At 70.4% G+C, this 11,847-nt stretch carries 12 protein-coding genes and 1 pseudogene; 3 read left to right on the top strand and 10 right to left on the bottom strand.

Translation table 11 applies throughout. From position 1 onward, the window contains the following. Positions 1 to 97: 97 nt before the first annotated feature. Together MJQ72_RS15195 and MJQ72_RS15200 are read right to left on the bottom strand one after the other, a co-directional pair. A complete protein-coding gene (locus MJQ72_RS15195; RefSeq protein ID WP_240599774.1) occupies positions 98 to 1,609 on the bottom strand; it encodes an ATP-dependent DNA ligase in 1,512 nt (503 codons plus the stop codon). A gap of 256 nt (positions 1,610 to 1,865) precedes the next feature. Next, on the bottom strand, positions 1,866 to 2,708 hold the full coding sequence (locus MJQ72_RS15200) for a helix-turn-helix domain-containing protein (RefSeq protein WP_240599775.1): 843 nt from the start codon (positions 2,706 to 2,708) through the stop codon (positions 1,866 to 1,868). A gap of 148 nt (positions 2,709 to 2,856) precedes the next feature. Here MJQ72_RS15200 and MJQ72_RS15205 point away from each other — a divergent pair. Continuing rightward, positions 2,857 to 3,687, top strand: a pseudogene (locus MJQ72_RS15205) (DMT family transporter); the annotation flags it as partial. Here MJQ72_RS15205 and MJQ72_RS45050 read toward each other — a convergent pair. Next, positions 3,685 to 4,185: an SRPBCC family protein gene (locus tag MJQ72_RS45050; protein ID WP_396426943.1), complete on the bottom strand. Its 501-nt coding sequence runs from the start codon at positions 4,183 to 4,185 to the stop codon at positions 3,685 to 3,687. The pseudogene MJQ72_RS15205 and the gene MJQ72_RS45050 sit on opposite strands and share 3 nt — an antisense overlap. Here MJQ72_RS45050 and MJQ72_RS15210 point away from each other — a divergent pair. Further along, positions 4,184 to 4,765, top strand: coding sequence for a TetR/AcrR family transcriptional regulator (locus MJQ72_RS15210; protein WP_240599777.1), 582 nt, complete (start codon positions 4,184 to 4,186; stop codon positions 4,763 to 4,765). The genes MJQ72_RS45050 and MJQ72_RS15210 overlap by 2 nt on opposite strands. Here MJQ72_RS15210 and MJQ72_RS15215 read toward each other — a convergent pair. Next, entirely contained in the window at positions 4,762 to 6,159 is a 1,398-nt protein-coding gene (locus MJQ72_RS15215) for a class II fumarate hydratase (protein ID WP_240599778.1), read from the bottom strand. The genes MJQ72_RS15210 and MJQ72_RS15215 overlap by 4 nt on opposite strands. 113 nt (positions 6,160 to 6,272) lie before the next feature. Here MJQ72_RS15215 and MJQ72_RS15220 point away from each other — a divergent pair, with 113 nt between their 5' ends. Beyond that, a complete protein-coding gene (locus tag MJQ72_RS15220) occupies positions 6,273 to 7,262 on the top strand; it encodes an NAD(P)/FAD-dependent oxidoreductase (RefSeq protein ID WP_240599779.1) in 990 nt (329 codons plus the stop codon). A gap of 4 nt (positions 7,263 to 7,266) precedes the next feature. Here the strand turns inward: MJQ72_RS15220 and MJQ72_RS15225 are convergent, their stop codons facing one another. The 6 genes from MJQ72_RS15225 to MJQ72_RS15250 all read right to left on the bottom strand — a co-directional run bounded on the left by MJQ72_RS15225 (position 7,267) and on the right by MJQ72_RS15250 (position 11,742). Next, positions 7,267 to 8,034 carry a trypsin-like serine protease gene (locus MJQ72_RS15225; RefSeq protein ID WP_240599780.1) on the bottom strand — a complete coding sequence of 256 codons (768 nt, stop codon included), beginning with the start codon at positions 8,032 to 8,034 and terminating at the stop codon, positions 7,267 to 7,269. A 9-nt stretch (positions 8,035 to 8,043) separates the two neighbouring features. Next, on the bottom strand, positions 8,044 to 9,114 hold the full coding sequence (gene glpX, locus MJQ72_RS15230) for a class II fructose-bisphosphatase (protein ID WP_240599781.1): 1,071 nt from the start codon (positions 9,112 to 9,114) through the stop codon (positions 8,044 to 8,046). 84 nt (positions 9,115 to 9,198) lie between these two features. After that, on the bottom strand, positions 9,199 to 9,432 hold the full coding sequence (locus tag MJQ72_RS15235; RefSeq protein ID WP_240599782.1) for an exodeoxyribonuclease VII small subunit: 234 nt from the start codon (positions 9,430 to 9,432) through the stop codon (positions 9,199 to 9,201). Then, a complete protein-coding gene (locus MJQ72_RS15240) occupies positions 9,429 to 9,830 on the bottom strand; it encodes a hypothetical protein (RefSeq protein ID WP_240599783.1) in 402 nt (133 codons plus the stop codon). Before MJQ72_RS15240 ends, MJQ72_RS15235 begins: the two co-directional genes overlap by 4 nt. Beyond that, positions 9,827 to 11,089: an exodeoxyribonuclease VII large subunit gene (gene xseA / locus MJQ72_RS15245; protein ID WP_240599784.1), complete on the bottom strand. Its 1,263-nt coding sequence runs from the start codon at positions 11,087 to 11,089 to the stop codon at positions 9,827 to 9,829. The genes MJQ72_RS15240 and xseA overlap by 4 nt, the downstream gene beginning before the upstream one ends. Further along, a complete protein-coding gene (locus tag MJQ72_RS15250) occupies positions 11,086 to 11,742 on the bottom strand; it encodes a lipid droplet-associated protein (RefSeq protein WP_240599785.1) in 657 nt (218 codons plus the stop codon). The genes xseA and MJQ72_RS15250 overlap by 4 nt, the downstream gene beginning before the upstream one ends. Positions 11,743 to 11,847: the final 105 nt, after the last annotated feature.

Below are 11,847 nucleotides of genomic sequence, written 5' to 3' on the forward strand. Positions count from 1 at the left end.
CGCTCGACCGTGCCGCTCTTGTGCGCGCGTTTAGTCCTCTGGATGCGATCGTTGCACGCGCAAGGACCGCATTCAGAGGACTAAACGCGCGGAGGGGTCAGGGCTTGAGGAGGCCGCGCACGGTGTCGATAGTGTCGGCGTCCGCGGCCTCCTTGTCCGGCCGGTAACGCACGACCCGCGCGAAGCGCAGCGCCAGCCCGCCCGGATACCGCGTGCTCACCTGGGCCCCGTCGAGCTCGATTTCGACGACGAGCTCCGGCCGCACGTGGACCGCCCAGTCCGTGCGATGGGTCTCGATCTCCTGGAACGTCTTCGTCTGCCAGGCCAGCAGCTCGTCGGTCATACCCTTGAACGTCTTGCCGACCATGATCGGCGGACCGCCGTCGGGGTCGCGGGCACCCAGATGCAGATTCGACAATGTGCCGGTGCGCCTGCCGTGCCCCCATTCCGCGGCGAGCACGATCAGATCGATCGTGTGCACCGGTTTCACCTTCAGCCACGCGCGGCCCCGGCGCCCCGCCGCGTACGGCGAAGCGAGATCCTTGACCATCACGCCTTCGTGCCCGGCGGCCATCGCCGCTTCCAGCACTTCCCCGGCCGAGGCGGGCCTGAGCTCGCCCGGGATGACGTGCTCGCCCGCGACCCGGCGCAGGGCGGTGTTCCGTTCGGAGAGCGGCGCGTCGAGCAGGTCGGTGCCGTCGAGGTGCAGGCAGTCGAAGAAGTACGGCCGCAGCAACAGCGCCTTGACCTGCTCCTCGCGGCTGCTGCCGAACCGGCTCATCGTCTGCTGGAACGGCCTGGGCCTGCCGTCGTCGGTCAGGGCCAGCGTCTCGCCGTCGAGGACCACCGACGTGCAGGGCAGGGACCGCACCAGGTCCACCAGTTCGCCGACGCTGTCGGTGATCTCCCGCAGCGTCCGCGTGTAGATGTGCACCTCGTCGCCTTCGCGGTGGACCTGGATCCGCGCGCCGTCCATCTTGTACTCGACCAGCGCCTCGGCGTGCTCCGCGATCGCCTCGTCGAGGGACTCCGCCGGGGAGGCCAGCATCGGCCGGATCGGCCTGCCCAGCGCCAGTTTGAACTCCGCCAGCCGCTCGCGGCCGCCCGTCATCGCGGCCAGGCCCGTCACCGGGAGCTGCCCGGACAGCATGAACGCCCGCCGGACGTCCTCGGCCGGGATTTCGGACGCCGCCGCGATGGCGTCCACCATGATCCCTTCGAGCGCGCCCTGCCGGAGCTCGCCGGTGAGCAGCCGGAACAGGAACTCCTGCTCCTCCTTCGTCATCTTGGTGAGCAGGGCCCGCAACGTCTCCGCGCGCAGCTTCACCGACCCCGAACCCGCCGCCGCGCCCACCGTGTCGAAGGCCGTGTCGACCTCGGACACGGTCAACGACGGCTCGGCGGCCGGGGCCGCGTCCAGTGCGGCCAGCGTCCGCCAGCCGGCGCCGATGCGGCCCTGGGTCAGCTGCCCGGTGAGGAACGCGACGACCGCGGGCAGCTCCAGCTCGCCGGCGGCGCGCAGCACCGCTGCCAGGGTGGCGATCTTCGCCTTCCTGGACCTCGTGGCGGCGAGCTCGGCCGACGCGGTCACCACCGCGGTGAGCAACATGGATCCATCATGGACCCGGGCACCGACAGTTTCGCGTTCAAGCGTGCTCTTCGCCGCTCGCGATTCGGACCGGCCTTCGCCGGCTTTCCGGTGACGTGGTGTCCCCGCTGACCGGCGGCCGTCCGACCGCCGGAGTCCTGGCGCTGGTCGCAAGGAAAGGGGGCTTCACGTACTTGGAGTACTCGGTTCTTTGTGGATGGCCAGGATCCCGGGAGCCGCCCGCTCAAGGGAGGGAAGGGGGCCTTCACGGACCGGGCTAGGCGTGCGCGGGATCGGCGACCCAGCTGGCGAGCAGGCGGAGCGCGCGCTCGCTGTCGGAGCCGGGCTCGGCGGTGTAGATCACCAGGGCCTGGTCGGGATCGTCGGGCAGCCGCAGCGTCTCGTAGCGCAGCCGGAGCTCGCCGACGATCGGGTTGAGCATCACCTTCCACGCGTGCGCCTTCTCGCGCACGGTCTGCTTCGCCCACAGCTTCCGGAAGTCCTCGCTGCCGAGGGAGAGTTCGCCGACCAGCTGGGCGAGGTACGGGTCGTCCGGATACCTCCCGCTCTCGGAACGCAGGTTCGCGACGATCTCCTTCGCCACGGTTTCCCATTCGGGATGCAGCACGCGGGCTTGCTCGTCGAGGAAGAACATCTTCGGGATGTTGCGCTCGCCCGCCTGCCGCGAGGCGAAGTCGAAGGAGAGCGCGGCGCCGAGGGGATTCCACGCCAGTACGTCCAGGTAGCGGCCGAAGACGAACGCCGGGGACTGGAGGGCGTTCAGCATCGTCTGCAGTTCCGGCCGGAGCCGCTGCGCCCGCGGCCGCGCGACGCGGTTGCGTTTCGGGGCGGCCAGATTGCGCAGGTAGGTGTCCTCGTCGCGATGCAGCCGCAGCGCCCGGCTCAGCGAATCGAGGACCGAGTCGGACACGTTGCGCGCCCGGCCCTGTTCGAGCCGCGTGTAGTAGTCGACGCTGATCCCGGCCAGCTGCGCCAGCTCCTCACGCCGCAGCCCGGCGACCCGCCGCTGGTTGAACCCCGTCGGCAGGCCGAGATCCGCCGGGTCCAGCGCGGCCCTGCGTGCCTTGAGGAACTCGCCCAGTCCGGCCGTCTCGGTCATGTCGGCAAGTATCCCGGATCTCGCGGGGCGCCTGCCTGGTCCTGGCAGACCCAGGCTGGCCGCGTGACGCCGCTCGCACTTATGGTCCTGTCGGTACGCCAATATTTGGCTCTTCGGTTCGGGCCAAAGAGCCGTCATCGTGAAAGCCATGGACATCGAACGAAGAGGCGTGACGATCGGCGTACTGGGGGTGCTGATCGTCGGCGCGTCCGTGCCGGTGACGGGGATGCTCGACGGCTACCCCGTGATCACCGGGCAAGCGCTGCGGTACGCGCTGGCGGGAGTGCTCCTGCTGGCGTGGGCCCGGCTGAGCGGGCGTCCGTTGCCGTTGCCGGGCGCGCGCGACCTGCCGTCGCTGATCGCCCTCGCGGCGACCGGGATGATCGGGTTCCAGGCGTGCCTGCTGTTCGCGCAGCGCTACGCCGAACCCGGCCTCGTCGCCGCTTTCCTCGGCGGCACACCGCTCGTGCTCGCGCTCGCCGGCCCGCTGGCGAAGGGGAAACGGCCGTCATGGGCGCCGGTGACCGGGGCGGTGCTCGCCGGGCTCGGGATCGCCGTGCTCTCCGGCGGAGGTGCGGCGCGCTGGCAGGGGCTGGTGCTCGCCGCGCTGGCCATGGTGTGCGAAGCGCTCTTCACGTTGCTCGCCGTCGGCGTGCTCGAAAGGCTCGGACCGCTGGCGACCGCGACCTGGGGGTGTTTCGCCGCGGGAGCCGGGGGCGCGGCCGTCGGGACGATCGCCGACCCGTCCGGCGCCTGGGCCTGGCCGGACGGGCGTGAACTGATCGCGCTCGGCTACCTGACGGTCGTCGTGACCGCGATCGCGTTTCTTCTCTGGTACTCGGCGGTTTCCGCGCTGGGGGCCGACCGGGCCGGGGTGCTGGTCGGCTTGATGCCGGTCTCTGGGCTCGCCGTGTCGCTCCTGCTGGGAATGCAGGATTTCCGCTTCTCACAGGTGATCGGGGTGGCGCTCGTGTCCTCAGGCGTCGTGATCGGCTTGCGTCGTCGCAAGCTCGACGAGCCTGGCGCATTTGACGTCGAAGTGCTTCACGACGTCGCCGCCGATGATCGCGACCATGACCGCGCGCATCGGCCCGCCGAAGGTGACCTTCTGGACGAACTCCGTCCCGCCGTCGACCGCGGTCAGCCGCAGCGCGAGATCCATGGCGCCCAAGGGAATCGGCTGCCGAAGGGCGATCTCGCGGTCCTGGATCAGGGACGTGATCGTGAACGGCTCGGCGACCCGTGAGTGCACGCGGCCGCGGAATCCGTTCGGTATGAGGAAACCGGTCGAGCCCACCTCGGCGGGGCCGTGCAGTTCGACGCCGACGAGGTCGGGATCCCAGTCGGGCCACCGGGTGAAGTCGGCCAGTGTCGCCCAGAGCGCCGACGGCGGGCAGGGAAGGATTTCGCGGGAGGTTCTCGTCCAGGTCATACCCGGACGATATACGGAACTGCCAGTCTCGTAAACTGGGGGCATGGCACGAGGCAGGCCGAGGGAAGAAGGAATCGACGACGCGGTCCGCGAGGCCGTGCGGGCGTTGCTGACCGAAACCGGTTACCAGCGCTGCACGATCGACGCGGTCGCGGCGCGGGCGGGCGTCGGCAAGGCCGCGGTGTACCGGCGATGGCGATCGAAGGCGGAGCTCGTGTTCGCCGCGGTGATCCATCCCGTCGAGCTCGACCCGCCGTCGGACACGGGCTCGCTGCGCGGCGACGTGGCGGCGGTCCTCGCGGTGATCCAGTCCTCTTTGGACGGTGTGGAACTCCGGCAGGCGCTGCCGTCGCTGCTCGCCGACGTCCGGGCGGACCCGGCGCTGGAGGCCCGGTTCGGCGAGGTCTTCCTCGGCCGCGAACGCGGTTATCTGGTCCAGATGCTGGATCGGGCCGTCGCGAGAGGGGAGCTCTCGCGACGGCCCGATCCGGCTCTCGTCCACGCGATCCTGCTCGGCCCGGTGCTGACGTGGCTGCACCTGTTCACCGAGACACCGCCTTCGGGTGGGCTGGCGGCTTCGCTCGCCTCACCACTTCACGCGGCTGTGGTCGCTCTCGGCGCTTAGCGGCCTCCGCGCGCCATGCGGAGGACGTCGAGAGCCTCGTCCAGCTGCGCTTCGGTGAGTTTGCCGTTCGCGACGTGACCGCGTTCGATCACGACCTCGCGGATCGTCTTCAGCTCTTTGAGTGCCTGCTTCGCGATGGCGGCGGCCTCTTCGTAGCCGATGTATTTGTTCAGCGGCGTCACGATCGAAGGCGAGCCCTCGGCGTACTCGCGCGCGCGGTCGGCGTTCACCGTCACACCCGCGAACACCTTGTCCGCCAGCAGCCGCGAGACCGCGGCGAGCAGCCGCGCCGATTCGAGCACGTTGCGCGCGATCACCGGCAGGTTCACGTTGAGCTGGAAGTTGCCCGCCGCGCCGGCGAAGGCGACCGCCGCGTCGTTGCCGATCACCTGGGCGACCACCTGCAGCGTCGCCTCCGGGATCACCGGGTTCACCTTGCCCGGCATGATCGACGAACCCGGCTGGAGATCCGGCAGGGCCAGCTCGGCGAGCCCGGTGCGCGGGCCGGACCCCAGCCAGCGCAGGTCGTTCGCGATCTTGTTCAGCGACACCGCGACCGTGCGCAGATGCCCGGACGTCTCGACGACGCTGTCCTGCGTCGCCTGCGCCTCGAAGTGGTCGCGCGCCTCGGTCAGCGGAAGACCGGTCACCGAAGCCAGCTCCTGCGAGACCGCCGCGCCGAAGCCCTCGGGCGCGTTCAGCCCGGAGCCGACCGCGGTCCCGCCGATCGGCAGTTCGCCGAGCCGCGGCAGGCCCGACTTCAGCCGCTCGACACCGAACCGGACCTGCGACGCCCACGCGCCCGCCTCCTGGCCGAACGTGATCGGCACGGCGTCCATCAGATGCGTGCGGCCGGATTTGACGATGTCCGCCCATTCGCCCGCGCGCGTCTCGATGGCGGCGGCCAGGTACTCCAGAGCGGGGATCACATCGGAGAGCACTGCTTCCGTCGCGGCGACGTGGATCGTCGTCGGGAAGGTGTCGTTCGACGACTGCGAGGCGTTGACGTGGTCGTTCGGGTGCACGTCGCGGCCCAGCGCCTTCGACGCGAGCGTCGCGATGACCTCGTTGGCGTTCATGTTCGACGAGGTCCCGGAACCGGTCTGGAACACGTCGATCGGGAAGTGCGCGTCGTGCTTGCCTTCGGCGACCTCGTCCGCGGCCTTCGCGATGGCCTCGGCGACCTCGGCGTCCAGTACGCCGAGCTGCGCGTTGACCCGCGCCGCGGCGGCCTTCAGCAGGCCGAGCGCGCGGATCTGGGCGCGCTCCAGGCCCCGGCCGGAGATCGGGAAGTTCTCGACGGCGCGCTGCGTCTGCGCGCGGTAGAGGGCGTCGACGGGGACGCGCACCTCGCCCATGGTGTCGTGTTCGATCCGGTATTCCTGTTCAGCCATACCCCAAGTCTCGCGCAGCGCCTCCCGGCGCGCTCCGTGTCTTTCGGCACGCGAGGGCTAGGATCGAATGTGTTCTCGATCACGCCGCCCACCACCGGCCGGGAGAGTGCCGAATGAGCGAGTCCGCTGGGGAAACGTCGTACGACCTCGTCATCATCGGGGCCGGTCCGACAGGTCTTTTCGCCGCCTACTACGCGGGATTCCGCGGCCTTTCGATGGCCGTCGTGGATTCACTGCCGGAAGCGGGTGGCCAGGTCACCGCGATGTACCCGGAAAAGATGATCTACGACGTCGGCGGGTTCGCCGAGGTCCGCGGCCGCGACCTGGTGCGCGGTCTCCTCGACCAGGCGGCGCCGTTCAAACCCGTGTATCTGCTCGGGCGCAAGGCCGAGAAACTCGAAAGCGTCGAAGGCGGCGTCACCATCACCCTCGACGGCGGGCAGGTCCTGCGTGCCGGCGCGGTGCTGATCACCGCGGGGATCGGCGAGTTCACCCCGCGACCGCTGCCCGCCGGCGACGGCTGGCTGGGACGCGGCATGGTCCATTTCGTGCCCTCGCTGCGGGCGCACGAAGGGCAGCACGTGGTCGTCGTCGGCGGCGGGGACTCGGCGTTCGACTGGGTGCTCGCGCTGCACCCGGTCGCCGCGAGCGTCACCCTCGTGCACCGGCGCGCGAAGTTCCGCGCGGCCGAGTCGATCGTGCGGCAGGCACGCGAGCTCGGCGTGCGGATCGTCACCGACGCCGAGGTCACCCGGTTCCTCGACCGTGACGGCACGCTGGCCGAGGTCGAGATCCAGGTCAAGGGCGCCGAGCCCGAGGTGCTGCGCGCCGACACGGTGGTCGCCGCGCTCGGCTTCACCGCGGATCTCGGGCCGATCGAAAGCTGGGGGCTCCAGATCGACCATCGCGCGATCGCCGTCGACTCGACCATGGCGACACCGCGGGAGCGGGTCTACGCGGCGGGCGACGTCGCGGCGTATCCGGGGAAGGTGAAGCTGATCGCGACCGGGTTCGGGGAAGCGGCGACGGCGGTGAACAACATCGCGGTCATGCTCGACCCGGAGGCGCATCTGTTCCCCGGTCATTCGAGCAACGCGGAATAGCGCGTCACGCCGCGGGCGGCGTGATCTTCTCCGCGATCCACTGCGCGTACGCGACCACGGAAGTCGCGATCGACGGCGAGGTCGCGCATACCGGATCCGCGTTGCCCGGGCGGCTGATCGTGCCCAGCAGCACCCACTTCTCGTCGACCTTGGCGATCTCCGGCCCGCCGGAATCGCCGTAGCAGGAGCCCGTGTTCCCGCCGGGGTTGTCGGTGCACAACTCGACGGCGCCGTCGAACTTCGCGGTGCATCGCGTGCCTTCGACGATCTTCGTGTCCAGTTGCTGCAGCTTCGCCGGACCCTTGCCACAGCCCGAAGTCGGGCACGTCTGGCCCCAGCCGAGCAGCCTCGTCGGGGTCCCGGGCGCCACGACGGCCCCGATCGCGATCGGCGCCGCCTTCACCGGTGCGGCCAGCCGCACCAGCGCGAGATCCCCGCCCGCGTGCTCGGGTTCGGGGTTGTAGGACGGGTTCACGATGATCTCGGCGAGCTTCGCGATCTCACCGCCCTGGGTGTTGTCGGTGCTGCCGATCCGCGCGCCCAGATTCGCCGAGTTCTTGCCCTCGACGCAGTGCCCCGCCGTCACGAGCCAGTCCGCCGCGATCAGCGTCCCGGCGCAGAAAGCCTTGCCGGAGGCCGAATGCAGGGACGCGATGAACGGATAGGGCTCGTCGGCCTCTCTCCCGCCGACGAGGTCGCCCGCGCCCGTGGCCTGCCCGGCCGGCGTGAGGACCATCGCCGCGAGCAGGACCACGAGCACGCGCTTGAGCACGGTTTCTCCTTAGGGGAGCGGGGGAACGACGTCGGCTTCCAGAGAATCGTCGAGGTGACCGTCGAAGTTGACGGACGAGTACGAGCGGAGCTTGGTCAGCCGGTGGTAGCCGTCGATCATCCGGACCGTGCCGGACTTCGACCGCATCACGATCGACTGGGTCGTGGCGCCGCCCGCGCGGTAGTGCACGCCGCGCAGCAGGTCGCCGTCGGTGACGCCGGTGGCGCAGAAGAACACGTTGTCGCCGCGGACGAGGTCGTCGTTGCCGAGCACGCGGTCGAGATCGTGGCCCGCGGCCAGCGCCTTCTCGCGCTCCGCGTCGTCCTTCGGCCACAGGCGGCCCTGCAGTTCGCCGCCGAGGCACTTCATCGCGCAGGCCGCGATGATGCCTTCGGGGGTGCCGCCGATGCCGAGCAGCATGTCGACACCGGTGCTCGGCCGCGCCGCGGCGATCGCGCCCGCGACGTCGCCGTCGGAGATGAAGCGGATCCGGGCGCCCGCCTCGCGGACCTCCTTGATCAGCTGTTCGTGGCGCGGCCGGTCGAGGATGCAGACGGTGACGTCGGAGACGCTGGAGTTCTTGGCCTTCGCGACCCGGCGGATGTTCTCCGCGATCGGGGCGGCCAGGTCCACCTTGCCGGCGGCGTCCGGGCCGACGGCGAGCTTCTCCATGTAGAACACCGCGGACGGGTCGAACATGGCGCCGCGTTCGGCGACCGCGAGCACGGCCAGCGCGTTCGGCATGCCCTTGGCCATCAGGGTCGTCCCGTCGACCGGGTCGACCGCGACGTCGCAGTCCGGCCCGTCGCCGTTGCCGACCTCTTCCCCGTTGAACAGCATCGGGGCTTCGTCCTTCTCGCCCTCGCCGATGACGACGACACCGCGCATCGACACGGTCGAGACCAGCTGGCGCATCGCGTCCACTGCGGCACCGTCCCCGCCGATCTTGTCCCCGCGGCCGACCCAGCGGCCCGCGGCCATCGCGGCGGCTTCGGTCACGCGGACCAGTTCCATCGCGAGGTTGCGATCGGGGGCTTCAGGACGTCGCGAAGAGCTGGCGGACGAGGTGGGGGTGGGCATGCGGCCTCCCGGGTCAGGAACTCGGCGGGGTCCCAGTCTCTCAGATACCCACGGTGGTTCGGTGGCGCACGAGCATGGTGAACGTCACTGACCGTCGCCGGCCTCGTCCTCGACGGACGACAGCGCGGCCTCGATCCGCTCACGCGCGCCCTCGAGGTGGTGCTCGCAGACCTTCGCCAGCTGCTCGCCCTTCTCCCACAGGGCGAGCGACTGTTCCAGGGACAGCCCGCCCGCTTCGAGCTCGCGGACGACCTCGACCAGCCTGTCGCGGGCCTGTTCGTAGCCGAGTTCGGCGGTCTCGCCACCGGGTTTGCTCACGCTGTGCTTCCTTCTACCGGACGTCGGTGCTTGCCGATACCCGCGCACACTACCGCGCCGGCCATGGCGTTGTCGTAACCCACGAAGGCGAGAGCGAACTCCTGGCCGTCACCCTCCGCGATCGCGGCGACAAGGTTCTCCTGGGCCCGCGCCACCCGTTTGCGGTGCACGGAACCGCCCGCGAACCACCATCGGGTGCCGACGTGGTCGGCCGTCGCTTCGGAGAGTTTGCGCAGCTGGGCGTCGAGACCCCGCTTCGCCGAAAGCTCACAGCCCGCCAGCAGCACGGTCCAGCATTCGGCGGCCGCGCGATCGGTCAGCAGCGCGTTGCGCAGTACCTCGGGTGCGTCGGCCCGTCTCGCGGCGTCGATGGTCAAAGGCAGGAAACTCGCCGTCAACGCCCCTCCTCCGGCTCTCCTGAGACGACGGCGCCGAGCGCGCCGTCGACCACGCGGACGCGCAGTTTCGCGCCGTCCACGACCTCGGAGACGGACCGGAGTACCTGGAGGTTGCCTTCGGAATCGGTGTACTGCACCACGGCGTAGCCGCGTTCGAGGGTCGCCGCCGGGCCGAGCGCGGTCAGGCGCGCGCGGGCGCTGGCGATCTCGGCCTGGTCCTTCGCGAGCAGCGTGAGCATCGCGCGGCGCCCGCGTTCGCGGTGGATCTCGACGTCGTCCGAGCGCCGCTGGATCGGCCCGAGCGGGTCGGCGAGCACGGGGCGGCTGCGCATCTGGTTCAGCAGCCTGACCTGTGTGTCCACCCAGCCGTGCAGGGCGCGGCGGCCGCGATCGCGCATCTGCCGGACGCGCTGGGTCTCCTCGCGCACGTCGGGCACGATGCGCTTGCTGGCGTCGGTCGGCGTCGAACAGCGGAGGTCCGCGACGTGATCGAGCAGCGGGGTGTCGGGCTCGTGCCCGATGGCGCTGACCACCGGCGTCCCGGCCGCGGACACGGCGCGGCACAACGCTTCGTCGGAGAACGGCAGCAGGTCTTCCACGCTGCCGCCGCCGCGCGCGATCACGATGACGTCGACGTCCGGGTCACGGTCCAATTTGGACAGTGCCTGGAGGATCTGCGGGACGGCGAGCGAGCCCTGCACGGCGGTGTTGATCACCTTGAACGCGACATGCGGCCAGCGGGCCTGCGCGTTCACCAGCACGTCGCGTTCGGCGGCGGACGCACGGCCGGTGATCAGCCCGATTCCCTTGGGCAGGAACGGGAGCTTGCGTTTGCGCTCCGGCGCGAACAGGCCCTCGGCGGCCAGCAGCCGTCGCAGCCGCTCGATCCGCGCCAGCAGCTCGCCGATGCCGACCGCGCGGATCTCGTTGGCGCGCAAGCTCAGCGAGCCGCGGTTCATGAAGAACGTCGGCTTCGCGTGCACCACGACGCTCGCGCCCTCGCGCAGCGGCGGTTCGATCGTGCGCAGCAGACCCATCGGGCAGGTCACCGACATCGAGACGTCCGCGGACGGGTCGCGCAGGGTCAGGAACGCGGTGTTGGTGCCCTGGCGGGCCGAGATCTGCGTGACCTGGCCCTCGACCCAGACCGCGCCGAGGCGGTTGATCCATTCGCCGACCTTGCGGGCGACCGTGCGGACCGGCCACGGGTTCTCGGCGGTGGTGGACGGGCCCGCCGCGGAAGTGGGTTCGGCGCTCACTGGCCTTCCGCGCCGTCGCCGTCGGCCTTCTTCACGTTCCCGATCCGCCGCGCGAGCATGCCGACGAAAGACGCCCTGTCGGCGTTCGCTTTCTCGTAGGTCAGCAGCTCTTCCAGCTGTGCGAGGTCGAACCGGCGCAGCCGGGCGCGCAGTTGCGGCAAGGTGAGCGTGTCGTAGTCGTCGAGCCCGGCCGGGCCGGAGGTCACGGGGGCGCTCGCGCTGTCGAACTCGCCGTCGGCGTGGTCTTCGGCGAGCGCGCGCTCCTCCTCGGCCCACGGGTCCTCGGTGAGCGCTTCGAGATCGTGAAGATGGCCGTTGGTCTCGGCGCGTGGCTCGGGAACCTCGGCGTCTTCTCGCAGCGGGACGACGCACGAGTCGCGTTCGTACCGGCGTTCGCCCAGGTCCGGCGGGAGATCTTCGTCGAAGGTCGCCCAGCTGGGCGTGTCCTCGACCGGGCGAAGGCCCGACAGCGCGTCGTCGCCCTTGATCGCGAGCTCGGTGACGTGCTGCTGGACGCGCATGGAGAACTGGAGCACCTGGCTGACCACCGTGACGGGGAGCCCGGTGAGCTGCTTGGGGAGTTCGCGAACCCGCTCGGCGGTGGTGACGGCGAGGCCCGCGGCGACCCGGAGGGGGAGCGGGAGAGGCTTCATGCGTCTAGCCTGCCGTATTCGGCCCATCCTGCCCAACCGAACGGGTGTGTCGGCTCACAGGACGTGACTCCCCGCACATACTTTGGAGGGGTTCCCTGGTCACCT

Source organism: Amycolatopsis sp. EV170708-02-1, from assembly GCF_022479115.1.
GTDB lineage: Bacteria > Actinomycetota > Actinomycetes > Mycobacteriales > Pseudonocardiaceae > Amycolatopsis.